Below are 659 nucleotides of genomic sequence, written 5' to 3'. Positions count from 1 at the left end.
GGGTACAGGTCGTCGCCGACGATCGGGGCGCCCAGCGCGGCCATGTGCACGCGCAGCTGGTGCTTGCGGCCGGACTCGGGGTGCAGCCGGTAGCGCCAGATCGGGCCTTCGGCGTCGATGACCTCGATCCGGGTGCGCGCATTCGGCTCGCCGGGGCCCTCGGCCATGCGGAAGAACGGTTCGCCCGCTGCCAGCCGCGTGTGCCGCTCCAACGGGAACGCCTGGCCGGGCAGCGCCGGCGCCAGCGCCTCGTACGTTTTGCCGATGCGCCGCTCGCGGAACAGCCGCTGGTAGGCGTCGCGGGTGTCGGGGCGGGTGGAAAACAGCACCAGGCCGGCGGTGAGGCGGTCCAGCCGGTGCAGCGGCACCAGATCCGCATTGCCGGTGCGCGCCACCAGCCGCGTCAGCAGGGTTTCACGCACATGACCACCGGCTGGCGTCACCGGCAGGAAGTGCGGCTTGTCGGCCACCAATAGATGCGCATCCTCATGCAGCACGCTTTCCAGGAACGGAATCACCGGTTCCTCGGCCACCTCACGAAAATACTGGATCTCCAGCCCCACCTGCCACGCCCGGTCCGGCGCCAGCGCCCTGCCCTGCGCGTCCAGCACCCGCCCACGCGCGAAGCGGCTTTCCCATTGCGCCCGGTCGATCCGCGG

General features: G+C 71.2%; 1 protein-coding gene. It reads right to left on the bottom strand.

Translation table 11 applies throughout. From position 1 onward, the window contains the following. A partial coding sequence (locus DBR34_RS11885; protein WP_258223851.1) for a pseudouridine synthase occupies positions 1-659 on the bottom strand: 659 nt, incomplete at both ends.

The organism is Stenotrophomonas sp. HMWF003 (assembly GCF_003061285.1).
In the GTDB taxonomy this organism is placed as follows: Bacteria; Pseudomonadota; Gammaproteobacteria; order Xanthomonadales; family Xanthomonadaceae; genus Stenotrophomonas; species Stenotrophomonas maltophilia_AP.
This window is presented reverse-complemented; position numbering and strand designations above follow the sequence as displayed.